13 protein-coding genes are annotated in these 19,553 nt (G+C 72.2%); 10 read left to right on the top strand and 3 right to left on the bottom strand.

Annotated elements, in window-relative coordinates; translation table 11 throughout:
• The first annotated feature begins 27 nt into the window (after positions 1-27).
• Positions 28-471, top strand: coding sequence for a DofB protein (locus K8556_RS13280; RefSeq protein WP_128796955.1), 444 nt, complete (start codon positions 28-30; stop codon positions 469-471).
• Positions 472-530: 59 nt separating this feature from the next.
• On the opposite strand, the gene K8556_RS13275 is transcribed toward K8556_RS13280, so the two are convergent.
• A complete protein-coding gene (locus K8556_RS13275) occupies positions 531-1,628 on the bottom strand; it encodes a hypothetical protein (RefSeq protein ID WP_223740423.1) in 1,098 nt (365 codons plus the stop codon).
• Positions 1,629-1,742: 114 nt separating this feature from the next.
• Between K8556_RS13275 and lpdA the strand changes: the two genes are divergently transcribed.
• The gene (gene lpdA / locus K8556_RS13270) at positions 1,743-3,140 is read left to right on the top strand and encodes a dihydrolipoyl dehydrogenase (RefSeq protein WP_223740422.1); all 1,398 of its coding nucleotides are present in this window, start codon (positions 1,743-1,745) and stop codon (positions 3,138-3,140) included.
• Here lpdA and K8556_RS13265 read toward each other — a convergent pair.
• Positions 3,137-4,135 carry a YafY family protein gene (locus K8556_RS13265; RefSeq protein ID WP_223740421.1) on the bottom strand — a complete coding sequence of 333 codons (999 nt, stop codon included), beginning with the start codon at positions 4,133-4,135 and terminating at the stop codon, positions 3,137-3,139. The genes lpdA and K8556_RS13265 overlap by 4 nt on opposite strands.
• Positions 4,136-4,237: 102 nt before the next feature.
• Here K8556_RS13265 and K8556_RS13260 point away from each other — a divergent pair, with 102 nt between their 5' ends.
• The 8 genes from K8556_RS13260 to K8556_RS13225 all read left to right on the top strand — a co-directional run bounded on the left by K8556_RS13260 (position 4,238) and on the right by K8556_RS13225 (position 18,636).
• On the top strand, positions 4,238-5,194 hold the full coding sequence (locus K8556_RS13260) for an SDR family oxidoreductase (RefSeq protein ID WP_223740420.1): 957 nt from the start codon (positions 4,238-4,240) through the stop codon (positions 5,192-5,194).
• Positions 5,195-5,258: 64 nt separating this feature from the next.
• The gene (locus K8556_RS13255) at positions 5,259-6,815 is read left to right on the top strand and encodes a hypothetical protein (protein WP_223740419.1); all 1,557 of its coding nucleotides are present in this window, start codon (positions 5,259-5,261) and stop codon (positions 6,813-6,815) included.
• A 174-nt stretch (positions 6,816-6,989) separates the two neighbouring features.
• Positions 6,990-7,133, top strand: coding sequence for a hypothetical protein (locus K8556_RS13250; RefSeq protein WP_223740418.1), 144 nt, complete (start codon positions 6,990-6,992; stop codon positions 7,131-7,133).
• A 98-nt stretch (positions 7,134-7,231) separates the two neighbouring features.
• Positions 7,232-7,444 (top strand): hypothetical protein, encoded by a 213-nt coding sequence (locus K8556_RS13245; protein ID WP_223740417.1) that lies wholly within the window; start codon positions 7,232-7,234, stop codon positions 7,442-7,444.
• Positions 7,445-7,548: 104 nt separating this feature from the next.
• Positions 7,549-13,446, top strand: coding sequence for an Ig-like domain-containing alpha-2-macroglobulin family protein (locus K8556_RS13240; protein ID WP_223740416.1), 5,898 nt, complete (start codon positions 7,549-7,551; stop codon positions 13,444-13,446).
• Positions 13,443-15,749, top strand: coding sequence for a penicillin-binding protein 1C (gene pbpC / locus K8556_RS13235; RefSeq protein ID WP_223740415.1), 2,307 nt, complete (start codon positions 13,443-13,445; stop codon positions 15,747-15,749). Before K8556_RS13240 ends, pbpC begins: the two co-directional genes overlap by 4 nt.
• A 17-nt stretch (positions 15,750-15,766) precedes the next feature.
• Positions 15,767-16,969 carry a SpoIID/LytB domain-containing protein gene (locus tag K8556_RS13230; protein WP_223740414.1) on the top strand — a complete coding sequence of 401 codons (1,203 nt, stop codon included), beginning with the start codon at positions 15,767-15,769 and terminating at the stop codon, positions 16,967-16,969.
• A 209-nt stretch (positions 16,970-17,178) separates the two neighbouring features.
• Positions 17,179-18,636 carry an OmpA family protein gene (locus K8556_RS13225; protein ID WP_223740413.1) on the top strand — a complete coding sequence of 486 codons (1,458 nt, stop codon included), beginning with the start codon at positions 17,179-17,181 and terminating at the stop codon, positions 18,634-18,636.
• Between the two features lie 36 nt (positions 18,637-18,672).
• Here the strand turns inward: K8556_RS13225 and K8556_RS13220 are convergent, their stop codons facing one another.
• Complete coding sequence (locus tag K8556_RS13220) at positions 18,673-19,476, bottom strand: DUF72 domain-containing protein (RefSeq protein ID WP_223740412.1); 804 nt, start codon at positions 19,474-19,476, stop codon at positions 18,673-18,675.
• Positions 19,477-19,553: the final 77 nt, after the last annotated feature.

The following is a 19,553-nucleotide window of genomic DNA, read 5'->3' as shown; positions in this document are numbered from 1 at the left end:
CATCAGCGTTCGCATCCCGGAGGCTTCGTGTCTGCCACGTACCAATCCGAACTCATCGACCGCGTCCTGTTCTCGCGGTGGCACAACCCGCCGACGAAGGACGACGTCCAGGCCATCATGGCGCAGATGGAGGACGCGACGCAGCGGCTGGGGCAGAACGTCCTCTACATCGCCTCCATCAGCCCCAAGGCGAAGGTTCCCGACGCGACCGAGCGCGCGCACCTGAACCAGATGGTGGCCGAGGGCCGCCGCTACTGTGAGCAGTCCTGGCTCGTGTACGAGGGCACGGACCTGCAGCACAACCTGCAGCGAGTCATCATCTCGGGCGTGCTCATCCTCACGCGCACGTTCGACAACTACCTGTCGGTCGCGAAGTCGGCGGACGCCATCGTCAAGGACGTCTCCACCGCCCTGAAGAAGGACGCGTCCGGCATCTTCCGTCAGGCGCGCGAGCGCGGCCTGATCGCCTGAGGACCCACGCGGGCGACGTCGGAGCCCCTCCGACGCCGCGTGCGTGAAGGCGCCCGTGCCTACCGGGCGCCGATGATCTCCAGCTCCTTCAGCTCCACCCCCGGCCGCTCCGGCAGGACGCTCACCGCGTCCACGTCGAGCAGGGGGACCCCGGGCTTGCAGATCTCCCACCTGCCCGTGCCGTGGAAGCGGCAGACGGTGGGATCCACGAAGAAGCCCTTGCCCCCCGGCTCCGCGTGCCCCACGCCGTCCGGTGCGCGCACGTGTGCCCGCAGCGAGCCCGGCCCCGTCGCCCGCACCTGGAAGGACGCCACGGACTTCAGCGACGGCGCGTACGTGAGCCGCAGCGCGCTGCCCGTGCCCGCGTCCGCCATGGGCAGCTTCACCCCGGACAGCTCGTCCCGGTCGAACGCGCGGAACGCGTCCCCGGGCCCCGCCGTCTGATCCGGCTCGATGGGCTTCGTCTCCACCGCGCCCGCCGTGTTCAGCGTCGCCAGCAGGGGCGCCCGGTGGGCCTGCTGCACCGCCGCCGCGTTCAGGAGCGGCGCGGGCAACTGCCCCGTCTTCACGCACGTGGGCGCCAGCGCCTCCGTGAGCGCCAGCACCTGCGGCTCCACGACCTGCCCCGTCATGGCCGCGGGGCCCACGGCCTGGCGCGCGAGCTCCTGGCAGGCCGAGCCCAGGGCGGCCCCCGCGTGCTCCAGGCTCCAGCTTGCCTCCTGGAGGGGCGGGTTCCCCCGGCGCGCGGCCTCCCGCAACGCGCGCGTCACGGCCTGGGCGCAGGGATTGTCCGCGGGAGCACACCGCTCGCACAGGGTGGCGAGCAGCTCGCGGGGCAGGTCGTCCTTCGCCGTCAGGGGCGCGCGCAAGGCCAGGGCGGGGCCCCGGGCGCAGGCGGCGGCGGGAGGGGTGGGGCAGTCGCCGAGCTGCCGGCGCGCGTCGCTCCAGGCCGTGCCCGCGTCCCCTCCCGTGCCTCCGTCGCCCTGGAGGAGGTCCCCCAGGACGGCGTCCAGGCCCCGGCACGCGGCGGGGCCCAGGTCGGGCGGGGTGATGCGCACCGGCTGCTTCGCGCCCGGCGCCTTCCCGGGGGCCGGAGCGGGCGGGGCTTGATGCGACACGTAATAGAGGCGGGCGAACGCCAGCAGCGCTACTAGCATCAAGAGAAGCGTGTGGAGCGGGAAGCGACGCACGAGCAAACTCCTTGATTCCAACCGGGACCGGGGGTTATCAGCGCCCGCGAGTTCCATCCGCAAAAATGACCGGAGGCGTGTGTGGCTGAGACTTTCGACGTGGTGATCATCGGCTCGGGTCCTGGCGGCTATGTGGGCGCCATCCGCGCGGCCCAGCTCGGGCTGAAGACGGCCATCATCGAAAAGGACAAGCGCCTGGGTGGCACGTGTCTGCACCGCGGCTGCATCCCCACCAAGTCGCTCCTGTGGACGGCGTCGCTCTTCCACCACATCAAGGAGTCGTCCGACTTCGGCATCGACGTGGCGAACCCGACCGTGAACTGGGCCAACGCCCAGAAGCACAAGGACAAGGTCGTCACGAAGGGTGCCAACGGCATCGACTTCCTGATGAAGAAGAACAAGATCACCGTGGTGAAGGGCCACGGCCGCATCGCCGGCAAGGGCAAGGTGGAGGTCACGGCGGAGGACGGCTCCAAGCAGACCCTGGAGACGAAGAACATCATCGTCGCCACGGGCTCCGTGCCCAAGTCCCTGCCGAACGTGGTGGTGGACCACAAGCGGGTGATGAACAGTGACTCCATCCTGACCATCGACCGCATCCCCAAGAGCATCATCGTCCTGGGCGCGGGCGCGGTGGGCTGCGAGTTCGCCTCCGTGTTCAACCACGTGGGCAGCAAGACGGCCATCGTGGAGTACATGCCCGCGCTGCTCCCCATCGAGGACGCGGACATCTCCAAGGAGCTGGACAAGGTCTTCCGCCGCCGCGGCATCGACGTGCACACGGGCGCCAAGGTGGAGAAGGTGGAGCACACCGCGGACGGCGTGCGCGTCACCATGACGGTGGGCTCGGAGACCAAGACGCTGGAGGCCGAAATCCTCCTGTCGGCGGTGGGCCGCTCGCCCGTCACCGAGGACGTGGGCCTCAACAAGACGGCCGTCCAGGTGGACCGCGGCTTCATCAAGGTCGACACGCTGTGCCGCACCAGCGAGCCCAACGTCTACGCCATTGGCGACGTCATCCCCACGCCGATGCTGGCGCACATGGCCAGCGCCGAGTGCGTGATGGTGGTGGAGCACATCGCCGGGAAGAACCCCGCGCCCATCAACTACGACCTGACCCCGTCCGCCACGTACTGCTACCCCGAGGTGGCGTCCGTGGGCCTCACGGAGAAGAAGGCCAAGGAGCGCGGCTACGACGTGAAGGTGGGCATCGCCCCCTTCGGCGCCGTGACGAAGTCGGCCATCTCCAACGAGTCGGTCGGCCTCATCAAGATCGTCTCCGACAAGAAGTACGACGAGGTGCTGGGCATCCACATCATCGGGCCGCACGCCACGGAGCTGCTCGCCGAGGCCTGCGTCGCGATGAAGCTGGAGATCACCACCGAGGAGCTGGCCCACACCATCCACGCGCACCCGACGCTCTCCGAGATCATGCACGAGGGCGCCGAGGCCACGCTGGGTCACCCGCTGCACTTCTAGCGGTCACGGCGGCCCGGCCTCTTCTGGCCGGGCTCGCCGTAGAGCGCCCGCAGGGAGGCCGCCAGCGCGGCCAGTCGTTGGCGCAGCGGTTCCGGGGCGAGCACCTCCACGCCCGCCCCGATGTCGCACAACTGGGAGACCGCGATGGCCTCCCGCTCGAAGTCCAGCGTCACCTTCCGCTTCCCACCGCGTGCCGCGGGCGCCTTGTCGATGCGCTCACCGTCGGCCGGGGGACGCATCCTCCGCAGCGCCGCTTCCCCCTCCTGCGTGCAGGCGAGCGTGACGTCGTAGCGGGGGCGCTCGGTGGCGAACTTCGCGCACCAGTCCTTCCAGAACGCGGGCAGGTCGAAGCCCGGCGGGCGGGTGAAGCCTTGGGGGCGCAGCCGCACGTCGCCAATGCGCCCGCCCCGGAAGACGCGCGGGCCCTTGTCCGTCCCCGCGACGAGGTACCAGCGGTCCGCCTTGATGACGAGCCCGTAGGGGTCCACCGTCCGGCGGGAGCGGGCGCCGTCGAAGTCCTGGTAGCTGAGCGACACGCGGCGGTCCTGCCAGGCGGCGTCGCGCAGCTTGCCCAGGTGGGGCAGGGGCTCGCGGCCGGTGAACCACCCGGAGGCGTCCACGTGGAGCCGCTGGCGCGCGTGCTCCAGCGCGGGCTGCTGGAGGGCGGGGAGGGCCGCGGCCAGCTTCACCAGCCCCGTGCGCAGCGGTCCGGACAGGCCCAGGTCGTCCAGGGCTCCCGGGGCGCCCACCGTGGCCAGGGCCTGGAGCTCCGGGCGGGTGAGGCCGGTGAGCTGGGTGCGCCAGCCCTCCATCAGCGCCACGCCGCCGGCGGCGCCGCGCGTGGCGTAGACGGGGACGCCCGCGGTGGTGAGGGCGTCCAGGTCCCGGTGCACGGTGCGGCTGGAGACCTGGAGCTCGCGCGCCAGCTCGCCCACGGTGCTGCGCGAGCGGGCCTGGAGGCGCATCAACAGGTGGACGAGGCGATCCGCGCGCATGGGCCCTCTGGGGTTCGGGAGCGGTGCAGTCTGGGCCGGCAATCATGACAGGGGTTGTCAGGATTGGGGATGCAAGGTGGCGCGTGAAAGGGGAGCACTGACATGAAGCCACTCGAAGGACGGGTGGCCCTGGTCGCGGGAGCGACGCGGGGCGCGGGCCGGGGAATCGCGACGATGCTGGGGGCGGCGGGGGCCACGGTGTACTGCACCGGGCGCAGCGTGCGGGGTGGGCTTGCGAGCGGAGCATCGCGGCCGGAGACGATTGAAGAGACGGCGGAGCAGGTGACGGCGCTGGGCGGCAGGGGCATCGCGGTGCGGGTGGACCACTCCGTGGAGGAGGAGGTGGAGGCGCTCTGTCAGCGCATCCGCGCGGAGGCCGGGAAGCTGGATGTGCTGGTCAACGACATCTGGGGCGGGGAGACGCTGCACGAGCTGGGGCTGGCGTTCTGGAAGCAGTCTCCGGCGAAGGCGCGGCTGATGTTCGACCGCGCCGTGGGCACGCACATCGTCACGAGCCGCTACGCGGTGCCGCTGATGCTGGAGCGCGACCGGGGGCTCATCGTGGAGGTGACGGATGGGGACTCGTTCGGGTACCGGGGCGCCGTCGCGTACGACGTGACGAAGATGGCGGTCATCCGGCTGGCGTTCGCGATGTCGCGCGACCTGCGCCGCACGAACATCACGGCGCTGGCGGTGACGCCGGGGTTCCTGCGCTCGGAGGAGATGCTGGATGGCTTCGGGGTGAAGGAGGCGAACTGGCGCGACGCGGTGAAGAACGTCCCGGACTTCATCGCGTCGGAGACGCCGTCGTACGTGGGCCGCGGGGTGGCGGCGCTCGCGGCGGATCCGGAGGTCCACCGCAGGGCGGGGCGCGTGGTCGCGTCGTGGACGCTGGCGCGCGAGTACGGGTTCACGGACCTGGATGGCTCGCAGCCGCACTGGGCGGAGTACTTCGAGCGGACGTATGGGAAGCCGTACACGGTCGCGGACGACGCGGCCTATGCGTCGTGGCGCGGGGGCTCCATCGAGATCGTGTGCCCGGACTGGCCGAAATACTGACCGTTCACGGCCCATCCCCCGAAGTCAGGTGTCGCGCTATGGTCTGACGCGAGAGGTCGCGCACATGGCCAAGGGGCACCGCAGGAACGACGAGCCGGATCGGATCGACGAGACCCGGGTCGCGCCGTTGGACGACGACCTGGACGAGACGGACGAGGTCCGCACCGAGCAGACGCAGGTGCCGGCCTCGGTGCAGCGCGACGCCGCGGAGGCGGCCCGTTCCTCCGCGGCGGCCTCCGGCCGGAAGTCCTGGGGCAACCAGACGCGGACCGCGCCCCCCACGAGCGCGGCCCCGCGCGTGCCGGAGTTCACGGGGCTGGAGACGCGGATGACGCCGCCTCCGGTCCCCGACGATGACCTCGTCGAGGAGACCCGCGTGGAAGGGCTGGCGCCTGTGCCGCCGCCCCGTGGTGGTCCCGGAGCGTGGGAGGAGGACGACGACGCGGAGTTCGCCGCTCCGGCGACCGCCGCGCGTCCGTCGCGTGAGAGCGAGGGTGTCCGGCAGGGGCGCGCGGGAGCGCGTGGCGGTGCACGCGAGAGCGGACAGGGTGCTCCAGAGGTCGTGCGTCCGGGTCGCGCGGTGACCCGTGAAGAGGGGCACGACCTGCCGGAGATCATCCGCCCTTCGCGCGGTGGTGCGCGAGACGAAGGCCAGGGCCTTCCCGAGAACGCACGCTCGGGCCGTGGTGGCTCGCGCGAAGAGGGACACGACCTTCCGGAGATCATCCGCCCTTCGCGCGGTGGTGCCCGGGATGAAGGCCAGGGCCTTCCCGAGATCGTCCGCCCGGGTCGCGGTGGTGCTCGCGATGAAGGGCAGGGCCTTCCGGAGATCGCCCGCCCTCCCCGGGCTGCTGGCTCCGCTCGTGGCGGTGCTCGCGAAGAGGGACAGGGGCTTCCGGAGATCGCCCGCCTGGGCCGTGACGGCGCGAAGCAGGAGGAGAGCTTCGAACTGCCGGAGCTCATCCGCGCGGGCCGTGGCGCCGAACTGGACGGGAGCTCTTCCGAGCCTCCTCGCAAGGCCAGCCGGCCGGAGCCGATGATCTTCGCTCCACTCCCCTCCGCGCAGGCGGCCAGCCAGTCCGAAGCAACGCCCGAGCTGCGCACGATGTTCGCCACCCACTCCGCGCTGCTCGCGGAGCGCCTCAAGGCCGAGCTCCAGCACAAGATCTACGGCCGCAGCCCGCACCGCATCCTCCGCGTGGACGAACCCGAAGGCCCCAGCACCGCGGGCGGCAAGCAGGCCCGTCAGGCCATCTCACTCGTGGACCGCAAGGGGACCGCTCCCGCGCTCGTCGCGGGCTGGGTGGACGTGGCCAAGGGCCAGGCTTCGCTGCGCAACCACGAGGCGGTGGCCAAGCGCTTCGAGTTCCAGCACGGCACGCCGCTGGAGCTGGCCCCGGAGGAATACGAGAAGTTCCTCACCGACGTGGACGAAGTGCTGCGCACCGCCGCCATCCAGGTCCGCATCCTCGTGCCGGACGAATCCGCGCCCACCCGCGCCACCGTCGGGCAGCAGGCCCCGCGTGCCACCGGCGTCGCCGTGCGCTGGGTGGTGCTGCTCGTCATCGTGGCCTTCCTGCTGGGGCTCGGCGCCGGAAGCCTGCTGCCTCACGGCGGTTGAGGCCCGGTCCGCGACTCGGCTGACGGCCCCACCGGCTTGTGGCTCGCGCCCTGCATGACGCGAAGGAATGACGCCTCCTCCACGGCGAAGCCGCGCCACAGCGGCCCAAGCCGTGGCCCCGGTGACGCACCGCCGAGGCGTGACACCCTCAAGGAAAGGGCTTCGGGGCCTGACATGCGACACACCCCTCTGGGAATGAAGCTCCGGCGCTGGGCCGGGAGCCTCCACGCCCCCGTCAACGGCCTGCGCTACCTCGTCTGCGAGGGCGCCTGCGAGGCGAAGATGAACGCCCTCATCCAGAAGCACGCGCCGAAGTAGGCCTGTCCATTGGACGATGGGGCGCGGCGCACCGGTGCGATGGCCCGGCCGCCTTCCCCCTTCCACCTTGGTGTCTCCCCATCCGGCCGGAGGCACCCATGGCGTCATCCCCTCGCCGTCCGAAGTCCCACCTGCGCAAGCTGCTGGGCGGCTGCGTCGTGTCCGTCGCCCGGGCCTTCGCCCCCACCTCCGTGCTCGCGGACGGCCCGCCGGTGCTGGACGTCCGTCCGCGTTACGGACGCGCTCCGGTCCCGGTCCGGTCCTCTCAAGCGCTCGGAATCCGAGGCACGGATCCGCGCCTCCCCGGATGACGCGGGAGTGACAGCGGGGCGGGGTGCCCCGTGGTACGGTGCTCGCGTCATTTTTCAGGGGGGACATTCACGAGTGCCCGCCCTGGAACTCCGTGAGCCCCACCATGCGCAGACTCTCCCTGCTCGCCCTCTGCCTCTTCGTCGCCACCGCGTGTTCCCGCGGCGACAAGGACGCGAAGGGCGGCCCCTCGGAGACCGGCACCGCGCCGGCTCCGTCCTCGAAGTCCCCTGGCCTCGCCGTCGAGCCGCTGCCCGAGCCTCCCGCGCTGAAGATCGACGCCGAGGACGCCGCGGCGCAGGGCCCGCTCTCCATCGCCGCCGCGCGGCCGACGGGCCAGGTCTACGGCAGCGCCCGGCCGACCATCACCTTCTCCAAGCCGATGATCGCCCTGGGCTCGGTGGCCGCGGAGCGTGGCCTGGCGGCCCCCGCGACCCTCACCCCCGCGCTGCAAGGCGAGTGGCGCTGGCTGGGCTCCGCGAGCGTGGAGTTCGTGCCGAGCGCTCCCGTGAAGATGGGGACGCAGTACACGGTGACGGTGCCCGCGGGCCTCAAGGCCATGGACGGCACCGCGCTGGCGCAGCCGTACACCTTCCAGTTCGAGACGCCCCGCCCCGCGCTCCAGACCGCGCAGCCGGAGTCGGAGTTCCGCTGGCTTCAGCCGGAGCAGGTCTTCACGCTGACCTTCAACCAGGCCGTGAAGGACCTGGCGCAGCACGCGCGCCTGGAGCCCGCGACCGGCGCGCCCGTGCCGCTCACGCTGGTGAAGGCGACGCCGCTCGCGGACGTGAAGGAGGTGCAGGTGGGCAGCGGCCCGGAGCGCCGCTCCCAGGACCGCCGCGTGAAGTACGAGCTCAAGCCCGCGCAGAAGCTGCCCTCGGGGACGCAGTTCACCCTGGTGGTGGACGGTGAGCTGACGGGCACGGAGGGCCCGCTGCCCATGGGCGAGGCGGTGCGCTACCCCTACGCCACCTTTGGCGCGCTCAAGGTGGAGTCCGCGGGTGCGTGCGTGTTCACCTGGGGCGAGCACCAGTGCTCCTACGGCCCGCTCATCCTCTTCACGTCCAACGAGCTGGACGTGGCCTCGCTCAAGGGCAAGGTCACGCTGGAGCCGAAGGCGGAGATCGACTGGGAGCGCGCGCAGACGCAACTGCCGTGGTCGGGCTCGGAGCTGAAGTTCCCCTACGTGTCGCTGCCCGGCCGCTACCGCCCCGGCACCACGTACACGCTCAAGGTCGCGGAAGGGTACAAGGACCTCTTCGGCCAGACGGGCCCCGCCTTCCAGGGCCAGGTGAAGCTGTCGGACGTGGAGCCGTCCTTCGACTCCGGCTCGCGCGAGGCGCTGGTGGAGGCGTCCGGTGACGGCTCCATCCCCATGGTGACGACCAACGTCCCGCAGGTGCAGGCGGAGGTGTGGGCGCTGTCTCCCGCGCAGCTCGCGCAGCTCATCGACACCAACGAGTGGCCGGCCTCCGAGCCCTACCGCACCACGCTGGACACGAACGCCGCGCGCAACGTGGAGCGCACCACGCCGCTGGACCTGCGCCCGGCGTTCAGCGGCGCGAAGACGGGCCTGTTCCTCGCGCGGCTCGATGCGCCGTCGCTCAATCAGAAGTACCCGCGCCGGGTCATCGGACAGGTGACGGACCTGGCGGTGCACGCGAAGCTGGGCGCCGCCTCTGGCGTGGTGTGGGTGACGTCGCTGGCGACGGGCGCCCCGGTGCCGGACGCGCAGCTCACGCTCTGGGACAAGCAGGGCACGGAGCACTGGACGGGGACGACGGACGCCAACGGCCTGGCGAAGGTGCCGGGCCTGTCGGAGCTGCTCAAGCCCAAGAACGAGTCCCCCTGGAGCACGCCGTGGGCCATGGTGTCCGCGGTGAAGGACACGGACGTCGGCGTGACGCTGTCCACGTGGGAGGGCGGCATGTCGCCCGGCGCGTTCTCGCTCCAGAGCGCGTGGGAGGGCCGCGTCCCGGACAGCCTGGGCTTCGTGTTCGCCGACCGCGGCATCTACCGCCCCGGTGACGACGTGATGCTCAAGGGCGTGGCGCGCTACCGCCGCCTGGGCGTGCTCAAGGCGCCGCCCGCGAACGCGAAGGCGCGGGTGACGGTGACCAGCTCGCGCGGCGAGAAGGTCTTCCAGACGGAGGCCACCGTCACGAAGTACGGCACCTTCAGCGCGGAGCTCAAGCTGGGCAAGGACATGCCGCTCGGCTACTACGACGTGTCCGCGCAGTTGAAGGTCGGCGGCGAGACGCTGAGCTACGGCGGCACCTTCCGCGTGGAGGAGTACCGCGCGCCGCAGTTCCGCGTGGACGTGGCGGTGCCGAAGAAGGACGTCGCGGCCGGCGAGCCGCTCACCGCCCGCGTGGACGCGCGCTACCTGTTCGGCGGCGCCATGGGCGACGCGCAGGTGCGCTGGAACGTGCAGCGCGAGAGTTCCTTCTTCACGCCCCCGGGCAACGAGGCCTTCACCTTCGGGGTGAACACCTGGTGGTGGGACGATGATCAGCCGGAGCACAGCCGCGAATCGTTCGGCTCCGGTGACGGCCGCACGGACGCGCAGGGACAACTGGCGCTGGCGCTGGGCAACGCGGACGCGCCCGGCGGCAAGACGTGGGAGTACACGCTGGAGGCGGAGGTGGAGGACGTCAACCGCCAGCGCGTGGCCAACCGCAACCTCATCATCGTGCACCCCGCGGACGTCTACGCGGGCCTGCGCACGCTCTCCACCGGCTTCGCGGAGGCCGGCAAGGAGGTGGGCCTGGAGCTGGTCGCCGTCACGCCGCAGGGCAAGCGCCAGGAAGGCGTCGCGGTGGACGTGAACATCAAGCGCCGCGAGTGGAAGTCCATCCGCAAGAAGGGCGACGGCGGCCAGTGGTTCACCGTCACCGAGCCGGTGGAGACGGAGGTGGCGAAGTGCTCCGTGAAGAGCGCGGCGACGCCGCAGTCGTGCAGGTTCACCCCCGCGGAGCCCGGCCTCTACGTGATGGAGGCGGTGGCCACGGACGCGAAGGGCCGCAAGGCGACGACGCGCGACTCGCTCTACGTCACCGGCTCCGGCTGGGTGTCCTGGCAGCGCAACGACACGGACCGCATCGACCTGGTGGCGGACAAGCAGTTGTACGACGTGGGGGACACCGCGAAGGTGCTGGTGAAGAGCCCGTACCCGCAGGCGGACGCCATCCTCACGGTGGAGCGCGAGGGCGTGCTCAGCGTGCGCCGCGTGAAGCTCAAGGGCAGCGCCACCGCGCTGGACGTCCCGCTGGGCGAGGGCGCCATCCCCAACGTCTTCGTGGGCGTGGTGCTGGTGCGCGGCCGCGTGGAGGCGGCCAAGGGCATCGAGTCCGGTGACGACCCGGGCCGCCCCGCCGTGCGCGTGGGCTACACCCAGCTCCGGGTGGAGAAGAAGTCCAAGCGCCTGGCCGTGACGCTGACGCCGGATGCGCAGGAGAAGCGCCCGCGCGACAAGGTGACGGTGAACGTCGCGGTGAAGGACGCGACGGGCAAGGGCGCGAAGTCGGAGGTCACGCTCTGGGCCGTGGACGAGGGCGTGCTGCGGCTGACGGGCTACAAGACGCCGGATCCGCTGGACGCGATGTTCCAGGAGCGCGGCCTGTCGGTGCGCATCGGCGAGCCGCTCATCCACCTGGTGCTGCGCAGGCTGTATGGCGAGAAGGGCTCGCGCCCGGGCGGCTCCGGCGGCTCCGACGCCACGGGCTCCGGCATCCGGTCCAACTTCAAGACGACGGCGGTGTTCCAGTCGGTGGAGACGGACGACCAGGGCCAGGCGAAGGTGGAGTTCACGCTGCCGGACAACCTGACCACCTTCCGCATCATGGCGGTGGCCGTGACGGACGCGGACCGCTTCGGTGTGGGCGAGAGCAAGGTGCAGGTGGCCAAGCCGCTGCTGGCGCTGCCGGCGCTGCCCCGGCTGGTGCGCGTGGGTGACAAGGCGGAGGCCGGCGTGGTCATCCACACCACCAACCCCGCCATCAAGGAGGCCAAGGTCACCGCGCGGCTCACGGGCGTGCGCGTGGAGGGGCCCTCGGAGAAGACGGTGCAGTTGGACGGAAAGGCCCGCGAGGTGCGCTTCACCTTCGTGGCCGAGCAGCCGGGCACCGCGGTGCTGCGCTTCGCCGTCGCGGGCGGCGGGGAGACGGACGGGGTGGAGCAGCAGATCCCCGTGCAACTGCCCGTGGGCATGGAGGCGGTGGCCACCTATGGCGACACCACGGGTGAGCGCGTGGAGGGGCTCAAGCCGCCGGGCGGCGTGCGTCCGGGCATGGGCGGCCTCACGCTGACCATGTCCTCCACGGTGATGGGCGGGTTCGACGAGTCGATGAACCAGTTGGTGGACTACCCCTACGGCTGCCTGGAGCAGATGTCGTCGCGGCTGGTGCCGTTCGTCGCGCTGCGCGAGCTGTCCGGCAAGTTCGGCGTGGCGTGGACCGGCGGCTCGGAGGAGCAGAAGCAGGCGTTCGTGCGCGGCTTCCTCAGCGAGGACGCGCTGAAGACGCAGGGCTCGCTGGATCCGGACACGGTGGTGACGGCGACGGTGCGCAAGATCCAGGCGCTCCAGAACCACGACGGCGGCTTCCGCTTCTGGGCCTCCAGCGACTGCTCGTCGCCGTATGCGTCCGCGTACGCGACGCTGGCGTTGGCGCGCGCGAAGGAGGTGGGCTACCCGGTGGACGCGGCCGTGCTCGACAAGGCGAGGAAGTTCCTGGCGGACAAGGTGGCGGCGGGCGTGTGCATGCAGTGCGCCTACGGCTGCAGCGGGGTGGGGCTGGAGACGCGGGCCTTCGCGCTCTACACGCTGGCGCGCATGGGGTCGCCGCGGCCGTCGTACTACAACGAGCTGTTCGAGCAGCGGGAGAAGCTGCCGCTCTTCGCGCGGGCGATGCTGACGGACGCCATCTTCGTGGGGAAGGGCAACCGCGCGCAGGGCCAGAAGATGCTCCAGGAGCTGCTCAACACGGCCCAGGAGACCGCGGCGGGCGTGCACTTCCAGGAGACGGACCCGAAGACGTACGCGCCGCTCTGGTCCTCCGACACGCGCACCACGGCGCTGGTGCTCCAGACGCTGGCGGACGTGCAGCCGGACCACCCCTACGTGTCGAAGATGGGCCGCTACCTGGCGTCCGCGCGCGAGGGTGACGGGCGCTTCCGCAACACGCAGGAGGCGGCCTTCACGCTGATGGCCCTGTCGGAGGTGGTGCGCCGCAAGGAGACGGCCGCGCCGTCCTTCGAGGCGGTGGTGAAGCTGGGCGGGCAGGTGATCGCCTCCGCCGACTTCAAGGGCCGCGACATGGGCGTGAAGACGGTGCAGGTCCCGGTGGAGAAGCTGGGCCCGGCGGACAAGGCGCAGCCGCTCACCTTCGGGGTGAACGGCACGGGCAACCTCTACTACGGGGCGCTCCTGCGCTACGCGCCGGCGCAGTTGCCGGTGGACCCGCTGGACCGGGGCATCATCGTCCAGCGCTGGTTCGAGCCGTACACGGGCGGCGGCCAGGCGAAGGCGGCGCGCGCGGGCGAGCTGGTGCGTGTGCGCGTGCGCGTGGCCACGCCCATGCGGCGCAACTTCGTGGCGGTGGACGTGCCGCTGCCCGCGGGCCTGGAGCCGGTGGACACGTCGCTGGCCAGCACGGCGAGCCTGCCGGGCCCCGCGGGCTCCGGTCAGGAGGAGGGCCCCGGCGAGGGCTACGAGTACGAGAGCGAGGAGGACCTGTCGGAGACGGACGAGCCCCAGAACGCATGGGCGACGCGCTTCTGGTCGCCGTTCAACCACACGGAGATGCGGGATGACCGCGTCGTGTTCTTCGCCGACGAGCTGCCCCCGGGCGTCCACGTGGCGAGCTTCGTCGCCCGGGCCACGACGCCGGGTGACTTCCTGCTCAAGCCCGCGCACGCGGAGGAGATGTACGCGCCGGAGGTGTTCGGCCGCTCCGAGGGTGGGCGCTTCCCGGTGCTGCTGCCGGACGAGGTCGCTTCGAAGTGAGGAGGCGCCTCACGCTTCGCGGGACGGTGCGCGCCGTGGCGGTGCTGGCGGCGCTCCTGGTGGTGGGCTGCGCGGGCTTCATCGCGTGGCCCCTGCCGGGGACGTTGTTGTCCCGCGAGGCGCTGTCCTCGCTGGTGCTCACCGACCGCACGGGCCACGCCCTGCGAGAGGTGCTGTCCCGCGAGGACGGACGCAGTGTGGGCCTTCCGGAGGGGCGCATCCCTCCGAAGGTGCGGCAGGCGTTCATCGCCGCGGAGGACCAGCGCTTCCCGTGGCATCCGGGCGTGGACGTGGTGGCGGTGGCCCGGGCGGCGCGGGACAACGTGTCCGCCGGGCGCATCGTGTCCGGCGCGTCCACGATTCCGCAGCAACTGGCGCGCAGGCTGGTGCCCCGGGAGCGCTCGTGGTGGGGCAAGGCCGGCGAGGCGCTGTGGGCGCTGCGGCTGACGGCGCACCTGTCCAAGGAGCGGGTGCTGTTGGAGTACCTGGACCGCGTGCCGCTGGGGAACTCCACGTTCGGCGTGGAGGCGGCGGCGCGGCGCTACTTCGGGCGGCCGGCGGAGCGGCTGTCGGCGGGGCAGGCGGCGCTGCTCGCGGGGATGGCGCGGTCGCCCGCGCGGAGGGACCCGTACCGGCGGCCGGAGATGGCCCTGGCCGGGATGCGCGACGTGCTGTCGCGCATGGTGGAGGAGGGCTTCCTGACGAAGGAGGAGGCGAAGGTGGCGGAGGAGACGCCGCTGGACCTGGTGCCTCCGGAGCGCGTGTTCGAGGTGCCGCACCTGACGACGGCGCTGCTCCAGCGGCTGCCGGAGCTGGGCCTGGACCGGGCGTCGCGCATCGAGACGACCATCGACCCCGCGCTCCAGGCGGCGGTGGAGAAGGCCATCACGGAGGAGCTGCGGGGCCTGGCGCACCGGCGCGTGGGGGAGGCGGCGGCCATCGTCATCGACAACGCCTCGGGCGAGGTGCTCGCGTACGTGGGGTCCTCGGACTTCCTGGACGAGGAGAAGGGCGGGCAGAACGACGGCGTGCGCTCGCTGCGGCAGCCGGGGTCGGCGCTCAAGCCGTTCGCGTACGGGCTGGCGCTGAGCAAGGGGTTCACGCCGTCGAGCGTGCTCGCGGACGTGGAGGTGCACCTGGCGACGCCGGGGGGCGCGTACGTGCCGAAGAACTACGACCGGCGGGTGCACGGTCCGGTGCGGCTGCGGGCGGCGCTGGCGTCCAGCTACAACATCCCGGCCGTGCGGGTGGCGGACGCGCTGGGGCCGGAGCAGGTGCTGCGCGTGCTGCGCGAGGCGGGCTTCCAGAGCCTCACGGAGAGCGCGTCGCACTACGGCGTGGGCATCGTGCTGGGCAACGGGGACGTGACGCTGCGAGAGCTGGCGCGGGCGTACCGGGGGCTGGCGCGGGGTGGGGTGGTGGGGCCGTTGCGGGAGGTGCGCGCGGCGTTCGGGCCGGATGGCAGGCCGCTGAGGATTCCGCAGGAGCTGGAGGAGCACCGCTTCCTGGCGGCGAGGCCGGTGGAGCTGCTGACGGACGTGCTGGCGGACGAGGCCGCGCGGGCGCCGGCCTTCGGCCTGGACAATGCGTTGCGGCTGCCGTTCCGGGTGGCGGCGAAGACGGGGACGAGCCGGGCGCACGTGGACAACTGGGCGGCGGGCTTCACGCGTGAGCGCACGGTGGCGGTCTGGGTGGGCAACTTCGACGGCACGCCGATGCGCGGGGTGTCCGGCATCACGGGCGCGGGTCCGGTGTTCGCGCGGGTGATGGCGCTGGCGATGAAGGGCCTCCGGGCCGCGCCGCTGGTGGACCGCGGCCACTTCGAGTCCGCGGAGATCTGCCCGCTGTCCGGCGATCGCGCGGGCCCGAACTGTCCCGGAGCGATGAAGGAGGTCTACCTGCCGGGCACGGCGCCGCGCCACACGTGCACGATGCACCGGGGCGACGGCTCGCTGGACGTGGGCCCGGCGTATCTCGCGTGGGCCCAGGCGGAAGGGTTGACCTCCACGTCGGTGAGCGCGGAGGGAGGACCGGGGATGCAGCCCGGGTTCATCCTGCCGGCGAACGGGGACGAGTTCCTGGTGGAGCCCGAGCTGCCCGAGAGCGCGCAGGCGGTGCCCGTGCGGGTGATGGCCCCCCAGGGCGCGAAGCTGCTGGAGCTGCGCACGGACGACGGCCGCCGCATCGAGCTGCGCCCGCCCTTCGTGACACGGCTGCCTGCGGTGGCAGGAGAGCGCCGGTTGGAGCTCTGGGCGCCCGGTGGCTCCGAGCCGCTGGCGGTGACGCGGTTCCGGGTCCGATGAACGCGGCGGGCGTAGCCGTGCTCATCGCCGCGCTGATGGCGGGCACGGCGCTTGGTGTGGAGAGCACGGGAGCGTTGGATGACGGCGCGCCGGTGCGAGGCACGCTGATCACGGCGGCTGATGCGCACGTCACGTCCGCGCGGTCGGCCCGCGCTCCGGCCGATGCGAGCGAATCCTCCGCGCAGGTCTCCCGTGCGCGTCAGCCCGTGCACGATGCTCAGGTCGATGTTCGCATCCTCTCCAGGCACCGGCCCGCGCGGTTGCGGCTGGATGGCCCGCGCTCATTGGAGGTCGTGGCGTCGCGGAACTCGCTTGTTGTCGATGGCCGCCCCCAGCCTCACGCCCTGCAACTCGACGCCGGACGCTGGCATGTGCGGGGCCGTGGCCTGGACCGCCGCTACGAGGCCTCACTTTCGCTGGAGGCCCGCGACGGTGAGCTGATCGTCGTCGCCTCCTTCGCGCTGGAGGCCTATGTCGCCGCCGTCACCGCGAGCGAGACCGAGGTCGACACCCCTTTCGAGGCGCTTCGTGCCCAGGCCATCACCGCGCGCAGCTACGTGCTGGCCTCCGGCAAGCGGCACGATGAGGCCCGGGCCTGCGATCTCACGCACTGCCAGGTCCTTCGCGGTGAGGGCTTCGCCCGCCACCTGCGCCGCGCCCGCGATGCCGCCCGCTCCACGGAAGGTGTCGTGCTGCGCCTTCCCGGCGGCGCCGTGGCCCTCGCTCCGTTCCACGCAAGCTGCGGCGGACACACGGCCGAGCCCGTGGCCGTGTTTGGCGCCCCGGACCTCACCGGCGCCGCCGCCGTGCCTGACCGCTGTCCCGCTTCGCCGTGGCGCGCGGTCGTGCCTCGCGCGCTCGTGTCGGCCGCCGCGTCGGTCGCGGTCGGCGGCCCCGCGCAGGCGGAGGACCTGCTGCTGGAACGCGACTCCAGCGGCGCGGTGGTGCGCGTCGTGGACCGCGCCTCGGGACGCGAGGGCCGCGGTGACGCGTTCTTCCGCGCGCTCGGAGCGCGTGCCGGGTGGGATCGGATCCGCAGCGCGCGGTTCTCGATGACGCTTGGCGGTGACCAGGCACTCCTCGAAGGACAGGGCCACGGCCACGGAGTCGGCCTCTGTCAGGCCGGCGCGGCCCTGCTCGCACGGCAGGGCTGGACCGCGGAGCAGTTGCTCGCGCACTACTTCCCTCGCGCCCTCCTGGAGAAGCCCCGGGACAAGTGAACGCGAGGGCCGCGCTGGCCTCCCGCTCGCAGTCGTCCGCGAAGGTGACGGCCCTCCGGGGGCTCTCCCCCGGCCTCTCCGCGAGGGCTTACCAGCATCCACCTTGCTCCGTATCGATTGCACCAGAGCCCTCAGCCCCGCGCGGTCCGGTGGGGAGGTGGCTTCGCGCACCGGCCATCCCGGTGCGGAACCCAACCGGGAGGCATCACATGGCGTTCAATCTGATCGAGGCAGTCGGCTCGCAGTTCATGCAGAAGGGATTGCTCCAGAAGATCAGCGGTGCGCTGGGCGAGGATCCGCAGGCCACCACCAAGACGCTGCCGGGCGCCATCGCCGCGGTGGCCGCGGGCGTCGTGGACCAGGGCGGAAACGAGGCCGGTGCCCACCGACTGCTGACGAAGCTCAACGAGGGCGGCTACACCGGACCGGACGCGACCCCACGCGCGGGCGGCGTCGCGGAGGGACTCCTCGACGAGGAGGAGCGCGGGAAGGGGATGCTGAGCGGCATCTTCGGCGACAAGCTGGGCGCCGTCAGTGAAGGGCTCACGCGCTTCGGCGGGATGCGCAACGCCGGCTCGGCGACGCGGCTGTTGTCCCTGGCCGCCCCCATGCTGATGGGCGTCCTGGGCAAGCAGGTGCGCGACCAGCACATGGGGTCCTCCGGGCTGATGCAACTGCTCAACGGCCAGCGCAACAACATCGCCGCCGCGCTGCCGGCGGGCCTGGGCGGCATCCTCGGCTTCGGCGGTCCGCGCCACGCGGTCGCGGAGGTCATCGAACCCCACCGCGAGACCGTGTCGCAGGTCCGCGAGACGGCGCCCGTGCGCGAGGCCCACACCGTGCGCGAGAAGACGGCCCGGACGACCTACAACCGTCCCCCGGAGAAGAAGAGCATCGCCGGATGGGCCGTTCCGCTGGCCCTGCTCGCCCTGGTCGTGCTCGCGTGGGGCGCCCTGCGCGGGCGCAAGCAGGAGCCCGCCCGGGCGCCGCAGGTGAGCCGCACCACGCCGCCTCCCGCGCAGGAGCGCGTCGCGCAGAGCCCCCAGCCCGCGCGGCCCACGACACCCCCACCCGCGACCCAGCCGCAGGCCACGCAGCCCACACCGCCCGCGACGGGTGGCGCCGGCACGGTGAAGGGTGAGGGCACGGGCGGCGGCGGCACGCAGCCGAACGAGGGCGCCAACCTGGCGGCCGACGCGGGCACGGGCGGCGCCGGCAACGTGGAGAAGCCGGAGAACGCGGGCACCGGCGGCTCGGGTCAGGAGAAGCTGCGCGTGAGCGACCCCAACAGCCTGCGCGAGGCCTTCAACAGCCCGAGCGCGGAGCAGGGCTTCGTGCTGGAGGGCGTGGAGTTCAAGACGGGCTCGTCGCAGCTCACCTCGAAGAGCCAGCGCATGGTGGGCGAGCTGGGCAAGGTGCTGGAGGAGAAGTCCGACGCGCGCGTGCGCATCAACGGCTTCACCGACTCCACCGGCAACGCGGACGCCAACCGCCAGTTGTCGGAGAGCCGCGCGGAGAGCGTGCGCCGGGTGCTCGTGCGCCGGGGCATCCCGCAGGACCGCATCGAGGTCAGCGGCGAGGGAGACGCGAACCCGATCGCCCCCAACGACACCCCCGAGGGCCGCGTGCAGAACCGCCGCATCGAGGTGCAGGTGCTCGGTCAGTAATCCCCCCGGGCACGCGGTCCCGGCGGCGTCCGGTCCTCATGGGGAGGGCCGGGCGCCGCTGTCTCGATTCACGGCGGACGGCTCCGGCCGGTGCAGCGGTTCGCCCAGCAGGTCCGCCAGGTCGAACGCGTCCAGCAGCGCGTGGCCCTCCAGGTCGTTGTTGAAGAACACCCACGCCGTCCGGCCCGCGCCGCGCCACGCCTCGAGCCCCGCCGCCACCCGCTGGAGCGCGCGGCGCCCGTAGCGGCCCTCGTAGCGCCCCGTCGCGCCGTGGAAGCGCAGGTAGCGGAAGCCGCCGGTGGGGCGGGGGACCGGCACGTCCACCAGGTCGTGCTCGCACACCGCCGCGCCGTACGCGTCCAGCAGCGCGAGCACCTCCGGGTGGTACCAGGCCGCGTGCCGGAACTCGAAGACGTGCTGGACGCCGCCCGGCAGGTGGGCAAGGAAGCGCTCCAGCCGCTCGGGGTCCGGCTTCGTCATGTCCGGCGGCAACTGCCACAGGATGGGCCCCAGCCGGCGGCCCAGCCGGAAGACGCGCGAGTGGAAGTGCTCCACGCCCTCGCCCACTTCTTGGAGGCGCTTGAGGTGCGTGAGGAAGCGGCTGCCCTTGCACGCGAAGCGGAACCCGGGCGGCACCTGCTCCCGCCAGCCGTCCACGGCCGCCTCCGTGGGCAGGCGGTAGAACGTGGCGTTGAGCTCCACGGCGGAGAACACGCGCGCGTAGTAGGGGAGCCAGCGGCGGACCGGCAGCCCGTCCGGATAGAAGAGCCCCTTCCAATGCTTGTAGACGTAGCCGCTGGTCCCCAGGTGGATGGCCGCCATGGGCTGGAGGATGGGCATGCCCCCCGCGCGTGGCCGCGCCCTGTCCACCGCGTTACACCTCCCGGAAGTTGTCCTCGGGGTTGGCCCGCGCTAAC

The organism is Corallococcus sp. AS-1-12, assembly GCF_020036995.1.
Taxonomy (GTDB): Bacteria; Myxococcota; Myxococcia; order Myxococcales; family Myxococcaceae; genus Corallococcus.
The sequence above is the reverse complement of the archived record's forward strand: the minus strand, read 5'-3'. Positions and strand labels throughout refer to the sequence as shown.